Source organism: Actinomycetospora sp. ABD4_176, from assembly GCF_056311855.1.
Genome location: NZ_CM149974.1, coordinates 2,166,451 through 2,181,720 on the forward strand (window position 1 = coordinate 2,166,451; position 15,270 = coordinate 2,181,720).

General features: G+C 74.5%; 12 protein-coding genes and 1 pseudogene. 4 read left to right on the top strand and 9 right to left on the bottom strand.

Annotation, left to right across the window (positions count from 1 at the left end; all coding sequences use genetic code 11):
- Positions 1-72 precede the first annotated feature (72 nt).
- From serA to ACYX4T_RS10615, 4 genes and pseudogenes are all read right to left on the bottom strand, one after another.
- A complete protein-coding gene (gene serA / locus ACYX4T_RS10600) occupies positions 73-1,635 on the bottom strand; it encodes a phosphoglycerate dehydrogenase (RefSeq protein WP_476015237.1) in 1,563 nt (520 codons plus the stop codon).
- A gap of 268 nt (positions 1,636-1,903) precedes the next feature.
- On the bottom strand, positions 1,904-2,938 hold the full coding sequence (gene ilvC / locus ACYX4T_RS10605) for a ketol-acid reductoisomerase (protein ID WP_476014482.1): 1,035 nt from the start codon (positions 2,936-2,938) through the stop codon (positions 1,904-1,906).
- Positions 2,939-2,981: 43 nt separating this feature from the next.
- Positions 2,982-3,488: an acetolactate synthase small subunit gene (ilvN, locus tag ACYX4T_RS10610; RefSeq protein WP_476015238.1), complete on the bottom strand. Its 507-nt coding sequence runs from the start codon at positions 3,486-3,488 to the stop codon at positions 2,982-2,984.
- A 27-nt stretch (positions 3,489-3,515) separates the two neighbouring features.
- Positions 3,516-5,426 (bottom strand): annotated as a pseudogene (locus ACYX4T_RS10615) (acetolactate synthase large subunit); the annotation flags it as partial.
- 246 nt (positions 5,427-5,672) lie between these two features.
- Between ACYX4T_RS10615 and ACYX4T_RS10620 the strand changes: the two are divergent.
- Both ACYX4T_RS10620 and ilvD read left to right on the top strand, forming a co-directional pair.
- A complete protein-coding gene (locus ACYX4T_RS10620; protein ID WP_476014483.1) occupies positions 5,673-6,320 on the top strand; it encodes a PH domain-containing protein in 648 nt (215 codons plus the stop codon).
- Between the two features lie 56 nt (positions 6,321-6,376).
- Positions 6,377-8,218 carry a dihydroxy-acid dehydratase gene (ilvD, locus tag ACYX4T_RS10625; protein WP_476014484.1) on the top strand — a complete coding sequence of 614 codons (1,842 nt, stop codon included), beginning with the start codon at positions 6,377-6,379 and terminating at the stop codon, positions 8,216-8,218.
- An 18-nt stretch (positions 8,219-8,236) separates the two neighbouring features.
- Here ilvD and ACYX4T_RS10630 read toward each other — a convergent pair whose 3' ends face one another.
- From ACYX4T_RS10630 to ACYX4T_RS10640, 3 genes are read right to left on the bottom strand one after another with little or no spacing between them, the layout of a single operon-like run.
- The gene (locus tag ACYX4T_RS10630) at positions 8,237-8,548 is read right to left on the bottom strand and encodes an AtuA-related protein (RefSeq protein WP_476014485.1); all 312 of its coding nucleotides are present in this window, start codon (positions 8,546-8,548) and stop codon (positions 8,237-8,239) included.
- A 2-nt stretch (positions 8,549-8,550) separates the two neighbouring features.
- The gene (locus ACYX4T_RS10635) at positions 8,551-9,903 is read right to left on the bottom strand and encodes an acyclic terpene utilization AtuA family protein (protein WP_476014486.1); all 1,353 of its coding nucleotides are present in this window, start codon (positions 9,901-9,903) and stop codon (positions 8,551-8,553) included.
- Positions 9,900-11,342, bottom strand: a complete 1,443-nt coding sequence (locus tag ACYX4T_RS10640) for a CitMHS family transporter (protein WP_476014487.1) — start codon at positions 11,340-11,342, stop codon at positions 9,900-9,902. Before ACYX4T_RS10640 ends, ACYX4T_RS10635 begins: the two co-directional genes overlap by 4 nt.
- A gap of 86 nt (positions 11,343-11,428) precedes the next feature.
- On the opposite strand from ACYX4T_RS10640, the gene ACYX4T_RS10645 reads away from it, so the two are divergent.
- Positions 11,429-12,394, top strand: a complete 966-nt coding sequence (locus ACYX4T_RS10645) for a LysR family transcriptional regulator (RefSeq protein ID WP_476014488.1) — start codon at positions 11,429-11,431, stop codon at positions 12,392-12,394.
- On the opposite strand, the gene ACYX4T_RS10650 is transcribed toward ACYX4T_RS10645, so the two are convergent.
- Complete coding sequence (locus ACYX4T_RS10650) at positions 12,391-13,320, bottom strand: 2-hydroxyacid dehydrogenase (protein ID WP_476014489.1); 930 nt, start codon at positions 13,318-13,320, stop codon at positions 12,391-12,393. The genes ACYX4T_RS10645 and ACYX4T_RS10650 overlap by 4 nt on opposite strands.
- Positions 13,321-13,397: 77 nt before the next feature.
- On the opposite strand from ACYX4T_RS10650, the gene ACYX4T_RS10655 reads away from it, so the two are divergent.
- Positions 13,398-14,567 (top strand): PQQ-dependent sugar dehydrogenase, encoded by a 1,170-nt coding sequence (locus tag ACYX4T_RS10655; RefSeq protein WP_476014490.1) that lies wholly within the window; start codon positions 13,398-13,400, stop codon positions 14,565-14,567.
- Positions 14,568-14,731: 164 nt separating this feature from the next.
- Here the strand turns inward: ACYX4T_RS10655 and ACYX4T_RS10660 are convergent, their stop codons facing one another.
- Positions 14,732-15,220: a hypothetical protein gene (locus ACYX4T_RS10660; RefSeq protein ID WP_476014491.1), complete on the bottom strand. Its 489-nt coding sequence runs from the start codon at positions 15,218-15,220 to the stop codon at positions 14,732-14,734.
- Between the last annotated feature and the right edge of the window lie 50 nt (positions 15,221-15,270).

A 15,270-nucleotide genomic window follows, 5' to 3' on the forward strand; every position in this document is an offset into this window, starting at 1 on the left:
GGTTGCTGCGCCCGGCGGAGTTTGGGCGGCGGGACCGCTCCTCCGCCGGGAGCAACGTGATCACCCGAGTGATCACCCGAAGCTGATCAGCCGCGTCGTGCGCGCCTCGAGGGTGCTGCCGATCGGCTCCAGCACCTCGGGGGCCACGAACCGGTCGACGCGCAGCAGCATGATCGACGACGAGCGGTCGCGCAGCTGCGAGAGCTGCGCGGCCTCGATGTTGACGTCCGACTCGCCCAGCTTGGTCCCGACGGTGCCCATCGCGCCCGGACGGTCGGAGTACTCGAAGAGCAGGACGTGGCCCTCGGCGCGCAGGTCGAAGCTGCGGCCGTTGATCTCGACGAGCTTCTCGACGAGGTCCTCGCCGGTGAGCGTGCCGGACACGGTCACGGCCTCGCCGTCGTCGCGCACGGCCCGCAGGGTGACCATGCTGCGGTGGTTGGGGCTCTCGGTGGCCGTCTCGATGGTGACGCCGACGCCCCGCTCCTCGGCGAGCGCCGGGGCGTTGACGAACGTGACGGGCTCGTCGACGACCTCGCCGAACACCCCGCGCAGCGCCGCGAGCGAGAGCACCGAGACGTCCTCGTGGGCGAGCTCGCCGCGCACCAGCACCTGCAGCTCGCCCGGCGCGCCGACGAGATCGGACAGCAGGGTGCCCAGCTTCTGGGTGATGCCCAGCCACGGCCGGACCTCCTCGCCGACCGCGCCGCCCGAGACGTTCACCGCGTCGGGCACGAAGTCGCCGCGCAGCCCGGCGAGCACGGAGTGTGCGACGTCGGTGCCCGCCCGGTCCTGGGCCTCGGTGGTGGAGGCGCCGAGGTGCGGGGTGACGGTGACCTGCGGCAGTTCGAACAGCGGCGAGGACGTCGTCGGCTCGGTGACGTAGACGTCGATGCCGGCACCGGCGACGTGGCCGGAGCGCACGGCCTCGGCCAGCGCGTCCTCGTCGACCAGCCCGCCGCGCGCCGCGTTGACGATGATCACCCCGCGCTTGGTCCTGGCCAGCGCCTCCTTGCCGATGAGGCCCTGCGTCTCGGGCGTCTTCGGCAGGTGGATCGTCATCATGTCGGCGCGGGCGAGCAGCTCGTCCAGCTCGACGAGCTCGATGCCGAGCTGGCCGGCGCGGGCCTGCGGCAGGTACGGGTCGTAGGCGATGACGTGCGTGCCGAACGCAGCGATGCGCGACGCGACCAGCTGCCCGATCTTGCCCAGGCCGATGACGCCGACCGTCTTGCCCTGGATCTCGACGCCGGAGAGCTTGCTGCGCTCCCACTTGCCGGCCCGCAGGCTCGCGTCGGCCTGCGGGATGTGGCGGGCGGTGGCCAGCAGCAGCGCGATCGCGTGCTCGGCGGCGGAGACGATGTTCGACGTCGGCGCGTTGACGACCATGACGCCGTGGGACGTGGCCGCGGGCACCTCGACGTTGTCGAGCCCGACGCCGGCGCGCCCCACGATCTTCAGGTGCTTCGCGGCGTCGAAGACCTCGGCGTCGACCTGCGTCGCCGACCGCACCAGCAGCGCGTCGGCGTCGGCCACGGCCTCGAGCAGGGCCGCCCGGTCGGTGCCGTCGACCGAGCGGATCTCGACCTCGTCGCCGAACACCTCCAGCGTCGACGGCGCGAGCTTCTCGGCCATCAGGACGACGGGCTTGCTGGCGGCGGTGGTCACGATGCGTTCGCTCCCGGAGATCGGCGGCTGGGACGGGCACGCCGACGACCGTCGCATCTGCTCCGCGGGCGCACCCCGACGTGCTCGCGGGTCACTGTCCCGCACTCACCGGGACCATACCGACCGCTCGTGAACCGGTTCACAGGCCGAACCCGGGGACCCCGACCCGGAGCGAACGGGGACTTCGCGCGCGTAGAAGCGGCGAGATACCCGTTCGCTCCGGACTCGGCGAGCCTCAGCTCGTCGGGCGCGCCATCCAGGGCATGAGGCCGCGGAGCTTGGCGCCGACCTGCTCGATCTGGTGGGCCTTGCCCTCGTCCTCGAGCTTGGTGAAGTTCGGGCGGCCGGCGTCGTCCTCGGCCACCCACTCGCGGGCGAAGGTGCCGTCCTGGATCTCGCCCAGGATCTTGCGCATCTCGTCCTTGACGGCGCTGTTGACGATGCGCGGGCCGCGGGTGAGGTCGCCGTACTCGGCGGTGTCGCTGATCGAGTACCGCTGGCCCCAGATGCCGTTCTCGTACATGAGGTCCACGATCAGCTTGAGCTCGTGGAGGCACTCGAAGTAGGCGATCTCGGGCTGGTAGCCGGCCTCGACCAGCGTCTCGAACCCGGCCTGGACCAGCGCCGACGTGCCGCCGCAGAGCACGGCCTGCTCGCCGAAGAGGTCGGTCTCGGTCTCCTCGGTGAACGTCGTCCTGATGACGCCGGCGCGCGCGCCGCCGATGGCCGCGGCGTAGGAGAGCGCGAGCGCCTGGGCGCCGCCCGTCGCGTCCTGCTCGACCGCGATGAGGCACGGCACGCCCTTGCCGTCGACGAACTGGCGGCGCACCAGGTGCCCCGGGCCCTTCGGCGCGACCATGGCCACGTCGATGTCCTTCGGCGGCTGGATGAGGTCGTAGCGGATGTTGAAGCCGTGCCCGAAGAAGATCGCGTTGCCCGACTCGAGGTTGGGCGCGATGTCGTCGGCGTAGATGAACCGCTGCTTGGTGTCCGGGGCCAGGATCATGATCAGGTCGGCCTCGGCGGCCGCCTCGGCCGGCGTGACGACCCGCAGGCCCTCCTCCTGGACCGCGGCGCGGCTCTTCGACGACTCCGGCAGGCCCACCCGCACGTCGACGCCCGAGTCGCGCAGCGACAGCGCGTGGGCGTGGCCCTGGCTGCCGTAGCCGATGACGGCGACCTTGCGCCCCTGGATGATCGAGAGGTCGGCGTCGTCGTCGTAGAAGACCTCGGCCGATCCAGTGGACGTGGGGCCGGTGGCGGCACTCATGATGCGGGACTACTTCCTTCCGGGAATGCGTACTGAGCAGAACTTATCGGTGGTGCGCGGCGATGGAGCGCGGGCCACGGGAGAGCGCCACCATCCCCGACTGGACGATCTCGCGGATGCCGTAGGGCTCGAGCATCCGGCGCAGCGCATCGAGCTTGTCCTCGGTGCCGGTCGCCTCGACGGTGACCGCCTCCGGCGAGACGTCGACGACCTTCGCCCGGAACATCTGCGTGACCTCGAGGACCTGCGAGCGCACGTGGGCGTCCGCGCGGACCTTCATCATCACGAGCTCCCGCTGCACCGACGAGGCCGGCTCCAGCTCGACGATCTTGATGACGTGCACGAGCTTGTTGAGCTGCTTGGTGACCTGCTCGAGGGGGAAGTCGTCGACGGTGACGCAGATCGTCATGCGCGAGATCCCCTCCTCCTCGGTGGGGCCCACGGCGAGCGACTGGATGTTGTAGCCGCGCCGGGAGAACAGCCCGGAGATGCGCGCGAGCACACCGGGCTTGTCCTCGACGAGCACCGAGAGCGTGTGGGTCGTGGTCACGCGGTCACCTCGTCGGAATCCACCGGTCTCCGGGTCGTCGAACAGCGGGCGGATGTCGCGGGCGGCCATGATCTGGTCGTTGCCGGTGCCGGCCGCGACCATCGGCCAGACCTGCGCGTCGGCACCGACGGTGAAGTCGATGACGACGGGCCGGTCGGTGATCTCCATGGCCTGGTTGATCACGCGGTCGACGTCGTCGCGCGACTCGCAGCGCAGCCCCTCGCAACCGAGCGCCTGCGCGAGCAGGACGAAGTCGGGCACGCGGTGCTTGTGCGTGCCGAGCTCGGTGTTGGAGTAGCGCTCGTCGTAGAACAGGGTCTGCCACTGGCGGACCATGCCGAGGTTGCCGTTGTTGATGACCGCGACCTTGATCGGGATGCCCTCGATCGCGCAGGTGGCGAGCTCCTGGTTGGTCATCTGGAAGCAGCCGTCGCCGTCGATGCACCACACGGTGGTGTCGGGGCAGCCGACCTTCGCGCCCATCGCCGCCGGCACGCCGTAGCCCATGGTCCCGGCGCCGCCGGAGTTGAGCCACGTGCGGGGCTTCTCGTAGGCGATGAACTGCGCGGCCCACATCTGGTGCTGGCCCACGCCCGCCGCGTAGATGGCGTCGGGGCCGGCGATGGCGCCGATCCGCTCGATGACGTACTCGGGCGAGAGCGTCCCGTCGGCCGGGTCGTCGTAGCCGAGCGGGAAGGTCTGCCGCCAGGTCTCAAGCTGCTCCCACCACCCGCGCAGCTGCTCGTGACGGGTGTCGCGGTCGACCGCGGAGCTGCGCAGCGCGGCGGTCAGCTCGGTGACGACCTCGCGGGCGTCGCCGACGATCGGGACGTCGGCGGTGCGGTTCTTGCCGATCTCGGCCGGGTCGATGTCCGCGTGGATGATCTTCGCACCCTGGGCGAACGTCGACAGGTCACCGGTGACCCGGTCGTCGAAGCGGGCGCCGAGCGCGATGAGCAGGTCGGCCTTCTGCATCGCCGCCACGGCGGCGACGGTGCCGTGCATGCCCGGCATCCCCAGGTTCTGGCGGTGGCCGTCGGGGAAGGCGCCGCGGGCCATGAGGGTGGTGACCACGGGCGCGCCGGTCTCGTCGGCGAGGTCGAGGAGTTCGGTGGAGGCCTCGGCCTTGATCACACCGCCGCCGACGTAGAGGACGGGACGACGCGCCTCGCCGATCAGGCGGGCGGCCTCCCGGATCTGCTTGCTGTGCGGCCGGGTGGTCGGCCGGTAGCCGGGCAGCCGGGTCTCGACCGGCCAGCTGAAGGTGGTCTGCGCCTGCAGGACGTCCTTGGGCAGGTCCACCAGCACCGGGCCGGGACGCCCGGTGGCGGCGATGTGGAACGCCTCGGCGATCGCCCGGGGGATGTCGGCGGCGTCGGTGACCAGCATGTTGTGCTTGGTGATCGGCATCGTGATGCCGCAGATGTCGGCTTCCTGGAACGCGTCGGTCCCGATGAGCTTGCGGCCCACCTGCCCGGTGATCGCGACGAGCGGCACCGAGTCGAGCATCGCGTCCGCGAGCGGGGTGACGAGGTTGGTCGCGCCCGGCCCGGAGGTCGCGATGCAGACGCCGACGCGGCCCGTCGCCTGGGCGTAGCCGGTGGCGGCGTGGCCCGCGCCCTGCTCGTGGCGCACGAGGATGTGGCGCACGAGCCGCGAGTCGAACAGCGGGTCGTAGGCCGGGAGGATCGCCCCGCCCGGGATGCCGAACACGACGTCGCAGCCGACGGCCTCGAGCGCGCGGACCAGCGACTGCGCGCCCGTCGCGGGCTCGGGGTCGACGCGGGTGGGACGCGGCGCGTCCGGCGCCACGGGGGTCTGCAGCACGGTGTCCTGCTGCTCGGTCGGGGCGCCGGCACGCGGTGCGGGTCGCCGCGCGGCGCCGTTCGCCACCGGCCCCGAGGTGCCGGGGGCCGGGGTGGGTCTGGCTTGGGTCATCGGGTGTCTGCCTCGGGAGGGTCGCCGGGTGCGTCACAGGAGCCGGACATGAAAAAGCCCCCACCGCCTCGAGGCGGAGAGGGCAGGCGCGTCAGCAGTTCTCGCGGCGGGCTCGTCGGCCCGTCAGGCGCTGACGCGCCCCGGGAGTACGAGAATTCGCCGCTGGATCACGACGGCGAGAGTAGGTGGCCGGTCGACGGGTCGTCAAACCGGGTCCCCCTGCTGCGCCGGTGGCACCATCGACGTGTGACGAGCGAGGAGACCACCGAGGCGACGAGGGACGCGGCGCCGCAGACCGCGCAGCCCGCACCGACGGCACCGACCGCACCGACGGCGCCCGCGACCTTCCGTCCGGTGCCGTTGCCGGCGCTGGTCGCCGTCGGCTTCGTCGCCCTCGGGCTCTCCCCCATCGCGTTCCAGGGCGCCGCCTGGTTCCTGGTGTTCCTGGTCCCGCTCGTGATCGCCGGCTGGCTGCTGCGCACGCGGACGGTCGTCGACGGCGAGGCGCTGCGGGTGCTGCTCGTGTGGGGCACGCGCCGTGTCGGGTGGGACGAGGTGGCGACGCTGCGGGTCGTCGACCGTGGCTGGGTGCGCGCCGTGCGCCGCGACGAGGGCCGCGACGAGGACGAGGTCGCGCTGGTGGGCGTCCGCACGCGCGACCTGGGCCGGGTCGCCGCGGCGAGCGGCGGGCGCATCGACATGCCGACCCCGGAGGAGGTCGCGGAGGCGCGCGACCGCGAGCGCGAGCTGGAGGCCACCCGCCTGCGCATCGCCCGGCTGCGCGAGCGGCAGGCGGAGGAGAGCGGTGGGCAGCGCGGTGGGCAGGACGGTGGGCACGGTGCTGAGCGGGGTGCCGACCCGGACCCCGCCGAGGCGCCCGACGAGCGGGCGTAGCCTCGCCGGCAGCCCACCGCTTGATCCACCCCTGATCCACCCCTGAGAGGTCAGCCGTGCCGCCGCTGCGCTCGCGTGTCACCACCCAGGGCCGCAACGCCGCCGGGGCACGGGCCCTCTGGCGCGCCACCGGCCTCACCGACTCCGACTTCGGCAAGCCGCTCGTCGCGATCGCCAACTCCTACACCCAGTTCGTGCCCGGGCACGTGCATCTCAAGGAGCTGGGCGAGCTGGTGGCGGGCGCGGTGCGCGAGGCCGGCGGGATCGCGCGCGAGTTCCACACGATCGCGGTGGACGACGGCATCGCGATGGGCCACGGCGGGATGCTGCACTCGCTGCCCAGCCGCGAGGTGATCGCCGACGCGGTCGAGCACATGGTGCAGGGCCACGCCGTCGACGCGCTGGTGTGCATCTCGAACTGCGACAAGATCACCCCGGGCATGCTCAACGCCGCGATGCGGCTCGACATCCCGACGGTGTTCGTGTCGGGCGGGCCGATGGAGGCCGGCAAGGCCGTGGTGGTCGACGGTGTGGCGCAGGCGCCGACCGACCTCATCACCGCGATCTCCGCATCGGCGTCGGTCCAGGTCAGCGACGAGGGCCTGACCGAGGTCGAGCGCTCCGCGTGCCCGACGTGCGGGTCCTGCTCGGGCATGTTCACCGCCAACTCGATGAACTGCCTCACCGAGGCCCTCGGCCTCTCCCTGCCGGGCAACGGCTCGACGCTGGCGACGCACGCCGCGCGCCGCGAGCTCTTCCTGCAGGCCGGCCGCACGGTCGTCGACCTCGCCCGCCGGTACTACGAGCAGGACGACGACTCGGTGCTGCCGCGCCAGGTCGCCTCGAAGCACGCGTTCGAGAACGCGATGGCGCTCGACGTCGCGATGGGCGGCTCGACCAACACCGTCCTGCACATCCTCGCCGCCGCCCACGAGGCCGACCTGGACTTCTCGCTCGCCGACATCGACGCGGTCAGCCGCCGGGTCCCGTGCGTGGCGAAGGTCGCGCCGAACTCGGACCACCACATGGAGGACGTGCACCGCGCCGGCGGCATTCCCGCGATCCTCGGCGAGCTCGACCGCGCCGGGCTGCTGCACCGCGACGTCCACGCGGTGCACGCGCCGTCGCTCTCCGAGTGGCTGGGGCGCTGGGACATCCGCGGCGGCCGGCCGTCGCCGCAGGCGCTCGAGCTGTTCCACGCCGCGCCCGGTGGGGTGCGCACCGTGGAGCCCTTCTCGACGACCAACCGCTGGTCCTCGCTCGACACCGACGCCGCCGCGGGCGTGATCCGCGACGCCGAGCACGCGTTCTCGGCCGACGGGGGGCTCGCGGTGCTGCGCGGCAACCTCTCCCCCGACGGCGCGGTGATCAAGAGCGCGGGTCTGCCCGAGGACGGGCGGTTCTTCCGGGGCCCCGCGCGCGTGGTCGAGAGCCAGGAGGAGGCCGTCTCGGTCATCCTCGGCAAGCAGGTGCAGCCCGGTGACGTGCTCGTCGTGCGGTACGAGGGGCCGTCGGGCGGGCCCGGGATGCAGGAGATGCTGCACCCGACCGCGTTCCTCAAGGGCGCGGGCCTCGGCGCGGTGTGCGCGCTGGTCACCGACGGTCGGTTCTCGGGCGGGTCGTCCGGCATCAGCGTCGGCCACGTCTCCCCCGAGGCCGCGGCCGGCGGGGCGATCGGGCTGGTGGCCGACGGCGACGAGATCCTCCTCGACGTCGACGGCCGGCGCATCGAGCTGCTGGTCGACGACGAGGTGCTCGCCGAGCGCCGCGCGAAGATGGAGGCCTCCGAGCGCCCCTGGCAGCCCGCCGTCGAGCGCCACCGCAACCTCACCAGCGCGCTGCGTGCCTACGCCAGGCTCGTGACCTCGGGCGCGACGGGCGCGGTCCGCAGCATCTGACCCGTCCTGCCCCGGTCCTCAGCCCGGGTCGTCGACGGACATCGCGAGCAGGTGGTAGCCGAGGGTCTTGCCGTGCCCGTCCAGCGTGGGCGAACCGGTGACCCCGCCGCCCAGCGCCCCCGGCAGCACGAGCACGAGCGCGCCCGCCGCCGTCACCTCCCGGCGCTCGACGGGCCCGGTCAGCACGCCCGCGAAGTGCCGGGCGACGCGCTCGGGGGTCACGAGGTCCAGGAGCCGGGCGAGTCCACCCGGCTCGCGGGGGCGCAGGGCGAGGATGAGCGTGTCGCCCTTGTCGCCGGCCCGGACGTGCGCGATGTCGTCGACGAGCATCCTCAGGTCTCCCCCACCGTGACCTCGGGCCGGACCTCGCCGCGGCCGAGCAGGCACGAGCGGACGGTCACCACCTCGCGGGTCCCTCGACGTGCGCCACCACCGCCGGCCGGGCCGTTCGTGTACAGCGACTCCACCTCCCAGCCCACCGCGTCGGCGGCGTCGGGGTCGTCGGTGCGGGCGGCCACCCGCAGCCGCACCTCGAGCGGGTCGCGGACCTCGGCGAGACCACGGAACGCCGCGCCCGCCCCGATGTACTCGATGTGGACGTCCTCCCCGTCGATGCCGTGCACGGCGGCGAGCCGGGACACGACGACGTCGGCCGCGAGGCGCGCGCGGTCCATCGCCCGGGGTCCGGCGTAGGTGATCTGCCCCTCGCCCTCCCAGCCGCCGCGGAAGCCGAGGGTGACCTTGAGGGCATCCGGGCGCGCTGTCCCCGCGGCGCCGGAGACCCGCACGCGATCGGGTCCGAGCTGGTCGAAGCGGACCCCCGAGAAGTCCGCGACGACGTCCGGTGTCACGTAGGCGGCGGGGTCGCCGACCTCGTAGAGCAGCTGCTCGGTGGCGGTGTCGACGTCGAGGCGGCCACCGGTGCCGGGCAGCTTGCCCAGCACCGCCGACCCGTCGGCCGCCACCTCCGCCCACGGGAAGCCGAGCTCGGCCAGCCGCGGGACGGGCTTCGTCACCGGGTCGGCGAAGTACCCGCCGGTGAGCTGCCCGGCGCACTCGAGCAGGTGCCCGACGGCCGTGCCACGTCCCAGCAGCGCGGGGTCGTCGGTCCACGACCACCCGAACGCGTGGACGATCGGACCGAGGTACAGCGCCGGGTCGGCCACCCGGCCGGCGACGACGACGTCCGCCCCCTCCTCGAGCGCCTGCACGATCGGCTCCGCGCCCAGGTAGGCGTTCGCGGCGACCAGCTCCTCGGGGTGCTCCGAGAGCTTCCGCCCCGTCTCCCACACCTCCGGGTCGACGCGACGGGCCGCGTCGAGGACGTCGTCCCCCGTCACGGCGGCGACCCGGACTCCGGGCAGGCCGAGCTCGCGGGCCACCGCCCGGGTGAGGTCGGCGGCCGCGGGCGGGTCGGCCGCACCGGCGTTGCTGACGATCCTCGTGCCCGCCGCGCGGCAGGGCCCGAGCACGGCGCGCACCCGGCGGGCCCACAGCGGGTCGACCCCGGCCCCCGGCTCGCCGCTGCTCGCGCGCCGGGCGTGGGCGGCCGCGATGGTCCGCTCACCGAGGCACTCGAACACCAGGTGGTCGAGCCGGCCGCGCCGGGCGAGGTCGACGGCGGGGTCGATCCGGTCGCCGGCGTAGCCCGCACCCGCGCCGAGGCGCAGTGTCCCGTCGCTCACCAGAGGGCCACCGCACCGGTGAGGGCGGCGACGACGAGCATGACGAGCGAGACCAGCCAGGCCCAGCCGATGAGCGACCGGATGTGCCGTCCGATCTCGACCCCGCCGAGCCCGACGAGCAGGTAGAACGCGCCGGTGAGCGGGCTGATCGGGAAGCCGACGGTCTCCTCGCCCAGCAGCGAGGCCCGGGCCAGGTCGAGACCGTTCACCCCGACCTGGTTGCCTACCTCCACGAGCACCGGCAGGACGCCGAAGTAGTAGGCGTCGGGCCCGAAGAGCAGGCTCAGCGGCACGCCGAGCACGCCGACCACGAGCGGGAGGGCGGGCGCGAGCCAGCCGGGCACCGCCCCGGCGAGGGTGCCGGCCATCGCGGTCACCATCCCCGTGCCGTCGAGCACCCCGAGGAGCACACCGGCCGCCAGCAGGGTCGTCGCCATCAGCATCGCGCCCTGGGCGTGGGCCTGGATCCGGGCGGTCTGCGCGTGCAGGCCGCGGTAGTTGACGACCAGGGCGAGCACCGCGGCGGCGAGGAACACCGTCTCCGGCGAGGCGAGGCCCAGGACGAGGGCGACCAGCACCAGCAGCGTCAGCCCGGCGTTGACCCAGCGCAGCCGCGGGCGTGTGAGGTCCTCCTCGGCGGTGTCGCGCTCGGCCGTGGCCAGGCCGACCGTCGCGGTCGGTTCCCCGGCCACCCGGGACGCGCCGTCACCGGTCGGTCCGGCGCCGCCCTCGGAGAGCCCGGCGGGCGCGTCGCCGCCGGCGTCGTCGTCGACGGCCCGCTCGCGCGTGACGTCGTCCGCCGGCGGCGCGGAGGAGCCGGTGGCGGACAGGCGGCGGCGCTCCCGTGCGCCCAGCAGCGCCGCGACACCCAGCGCGGCCACGATGCCCGCGATCTGGGCCGGGATCAGCGGCACCCACAGATCGGTCGCGTCGGCCTGCACCACCGTGGCGGCCCGGGCGGTGGGCCCGCCCCAGGGCAGCAGGTTCATCACCCCGGCCCCGAGCCCGACACAGGTGGTGAGGACGAGGCGGCTCATGCCGAGCCGGTCGTAGACCGGCAGCATCGCCGGCACGGCGATGAGGAAGGTCGTCGCGCCGGCGCCGTCGAGGTGGACGACGCAGGCCAGCGCGGTCGTCGCCACGCACACCCCGACCGGGGCGCTGCCCGCCGCGCCCACGAGACGCCGGATGATCGGGTCGAAGAGCCCGGCGTCGCGCATGACGCCGAAGAAGACGATGGCGAAGACGAACATGGTCGCCACGCCGACGACGCCCTCGAGGCCGTCGCCGACGAAGTCGCCGACCTCCCCGGGCGAGAAGCCCGCGACCAGGGCGGCCACGAGCGGCACCCCGACGAGCGCGACGACGGCCGCGGTCCGGCTCCACAGGAGCAGGACGAGGATCAGGCCGATCGTCAGGAAGCCGAGAGCAGCGAGCATCGGTGCGCCTCCGCGTCGGGGAGTGGTGCGCACGACAGTGTTCGCAGGTACTTCACCTCCATCTACCATCAATACCGCATAGATTCATGCGCTCGACGCAAGGATGGGGGCGGGCGGCCGTGCTCGATCTCGGCATCCACCACCTGCGGGCACTCGTCGCGGTCGCCGACACGGGCGGCTTCACCGCGGCCGCCGAGCGTCTCGGCACCACGCAGTCGGCGGTCAGCCGCACGGTCGCCGAGGCCGAACGCCGGCTGCGCACCCCGGTGTTCGTGCGCACCACCCGCCGCGTCGCGCCCAGCGACCAGGGGCGCGCCCTCCTGCCGGTCGTCCGGCGCCTCGTCGACGACCTCGACGCGGGCCTGCACCACCTCGAGGGCTACCTCGCCGGTACCCGGGGCACCGTGACCGTGGCGGCCCTCCCGTCGGTCGCGGCCATCCTCCTGCCGCCGGTGATCGCCGCCCACCGTCGCCGCCACCCCGACGTCGACGTCCGGGTCAGCGACGGGCTCGCCGACACCGTGGCCGAGCTGCTGGCGCGCGGCGAGGTCGACCTGGCGGTCACCGTGCACACGGGCGTGACCGGTCCCCGCGACGGGACCCCGCTGTGCCGCGACCGGTTCGTGCTCGCCGCCCACCCCGCCCACCACCTGGCCGAGCGGGACGCGGTGGACTGGGCGGAGCTCGACGGCGAACCCCTGGTGGTGTTCGGTCCGCGCAGCAGCATCCGGGCGCCCGTGGAGCGCGCCCTGCAGGACGCGGGCGCGGTGCCCGGCAGCGTCCACGAGGCGCAGAACGTCGCCGCCGTCGCGGGCCTGGTCGGCGCGGGCCTGGGCCTCACGGCGGTGCCGGGTCTCGTCCTGCCGCTCATCGCGTTCGCCGGGCTGCGCGCGGTGCCGCTGCGGCCCACGGTCGCCCGGCACGTGCGGCTGCACCACGACCCCGCTCGACCGCGGGCGGCGGCGGTCGCCGCCTTCGCCGACACCCTCGCCTCGGCCCCCCGCTCCCTGCTCGGGGACCTCTCGGCCGTCAGCTGGGCACGCGGGGGCTAGTAGCCGTCGACCACCAGGTTCGGCGGGTCCTCGCCGCGGGCGACGGCCTGGAGCTGGGTGCGCACGACGCGGTAGGCGCGCTCCAGGTGCCCGGGGACGCTGCCGCCCACGTGCGGGGTGATGAGCAGGTTCGGCGCCGACCAGAGCGGGTGGTCGGCGGGCAGGGGCTCGGGGTCGACGACGTCGACGGCCGCGCGCAGGCGCTCGGCACGCAGCTCCGCGAGCAGGGCGTCGGTGTCCACCACCGGCCCGCGTGCGGCGTTGACCAGCAGCGCGCCGTCGGGCATGGCCGCGAGGAAGTCGGCGTCCACGAGCCCGCGCGTCTCGTCGGTCAGCGGGACGAGGAGCACGACGACGTCGTGGTCACCCAGGAGGTCGGGCAGCTCGGAGGTCGCGTGCACCCCGTCACGGGCGCGCCGGCCGACGCGCGTGATCGCGGCGACGTCGAAGGTCTCGAGGCGGCGGGCCGTCTGGTCGGCGAGGTCGCCCGCGCCGACGAGCAGGACGCGCTTGCCGGTGAGCGTGTCGGTGATGTGCTGGTCCCAGCGGCCCTCGTCCTGCGCGCGGACGAAGGGCGGGATCTCGCGCAGCACCGCGAGCGTCGCGGCGAGCACCCACTCGGCGGTGACGCCGCCGTGCGCGCCCTGGCAGTCGGAGAGCTGCACGCCCTCGGGCAGGCGCCCGACCCACATCTCCGCGCCGGCCGAGAGCAGCTGCACCAGCCCCAGCCGCGGGCACCGCTCCACGAGCTTCAGCGCATCCGTGGTGGCCAGGAAGCCGGGGATCAGCACGGCGGCGCGGTCGGCGGCGTCGGGCAGCGACTCGGCCTGCTCGTCGTAGCGCACGAGCTCGAGGCCCTCGATGTCGGCGAGCGCCTCCTCGCCCTCGGCGTGCGGGACGAGGACGGTCACGGGTTCCTGGGCCACGGTGCGCGGAGGGTAGTCCACCGCGGGGCACCCCGTCTCACGGCCGGCACAGCCGCGGACGCCTACTGTGTCCACCCGTGCCCGTGACCGTCGCCCGCGCGAGGATCCTCGCGACCCTGGCGGTGCTGGCCGCTCTGCTGGCCGGGTGCGCCCAGTTCCCGGACGCCGGGCAGGCCCCGTGGCGCGAGCGCCCGGACCTCGGCGCCGAGCGGGCCCCGCAGCCCCAGCTGCCCGAGACCGGCGAGCCCACCCCCGCCCCGAACTCCGGCGGGCCGTCCGTGCCGCCGCCGTGCGTCGACCCGGACCCGCAGGTCGTCGCCACCTGCCTCGCGCCGCTGTCGGCCGTCGTGACCCTGCCGGGTGGTCAGGCGGCGCTGGTCGCCGAGCGCACCACCGGGCGCATCCTGCGCGTCGCGCCCGACGAGCCGCCGGAACCGGTCGCGACCGTCCCCGTCGACGCCGCCGGGGGCGGCGGGCTCACCGGCCTCGCGCTCTCCCCCACCTACGCCGAGGACCAGCTCCTCTACGCCTACGCCACCACCGGCGGCAGCAACGCGGTCGTGCGCATCGCGCCCGGCGACGTCCCGAAGACCGTGCTGGGCGGCATCCCGCGCGGGGAGTCGGGCAACCGGGGCGCGGTCGGCGTCGAGCCCGACGGCACCCTGCTGGTCGCGACCGGGGACGGCGGCGACCGGGCCGCGGCCGCCTCACCGACCTCGCTCGCGGGCAAGCTCCTGCGCATCGACCCGTTCGGGCGCCCCGCGCCGGGCACGCCGACCCCCGGCTCGCCGATCGTCGGCAGCGGGCTGCACGCGCCCGGCGACGTGTGCGCCGACCCGGCGACGGGCGTCAGCTGGGTGACCGACCGCGCCGGTCCCCGCGACGTCCTCCTCGCGGTCCGCCCGGGCGAGGCCCCCGGGCCGGGTGCGGCGACCGCGCCGGCCTGGACGTGGCCGGAGCGGCCCGGGGTGGCCGGGTGCGCGGCGCTGCCGGGCACGCTCGTCGTCGGGCTGGAGGGCGCGAGCGCGATGTTCGTCTTGCGTCCCACGCCGCAGGGCTCGTTCGTCGGCACCCCGCAGTCGGTCCTGGCCGGCACCTACGGGCGCATCACGGCCACGGACGTCGCCTCCGACGGCCTCATCTGGTTCACCACGGCCAACAAGGGCGGCGGCGGGCCCGTCACGCCGACCGACGACCGTGTCGTGCGCATCCGGCCGCCGTCGGGCGGCGCGAGCGGGGCGGAATAGCCGGTCCGACCGGTGACGGAGTGGCGATACGGACACTCAACGTCTGCGGAGCCACTCCGCTGACACCACCCGGACGCACCGCGGCCCCGCTCCTCCGGGTGGGAGTCCGGAGGAACGGGGCCGCAGGCTCGCCCGGTCTGGGGAGCGGACCGGGCGGGGTGCGCTCAGCCGAAGGAGAGCACGCTCGAGCCCTGGGCGAGGGCCTCGTCGAGCTCGGCCGCGCCGGCGCCGGTGGCGTCGTGCACCTGGCCGGTGACCTCGGAGACGGAGCCGGAGAGCTCCTGCTCGCCGTCGGTGAGGGAGCTGCCGACCGGGACGCCGGCGTCGTTGAGGTGGGTCTGCAGGTCGGAGGTCCCCGCCGAGGCGATGCGGTTCACCCCGTGCTGGACCTCGGAGGCGTGGCCGCCCACGAGCTCCTCGCCGCCCTTGACGGTGGTCGGGACGTCGGTCTCGGGCAGCTCCGCGACGCTGTCGGCGGAGCCGGACACGACGTCCGTGACCGTGCTCGACGTGTTGTCCCAGCTCGGGGCCTCGTCGGCGAAGGCGAGCGACGCCGTCCCGCCGGTCAGGGCGAGCGCGGCGGCAGCGGTCAGTGCGCCCCGGCCGGCGACCTTGCCGACCGTGCTGGTCTGACGGGCACGGTGTGCACCCATGCGGACCCTCCTGTCCATCGTTCGGTCTCGGGGGATGGACCGGACGGTCG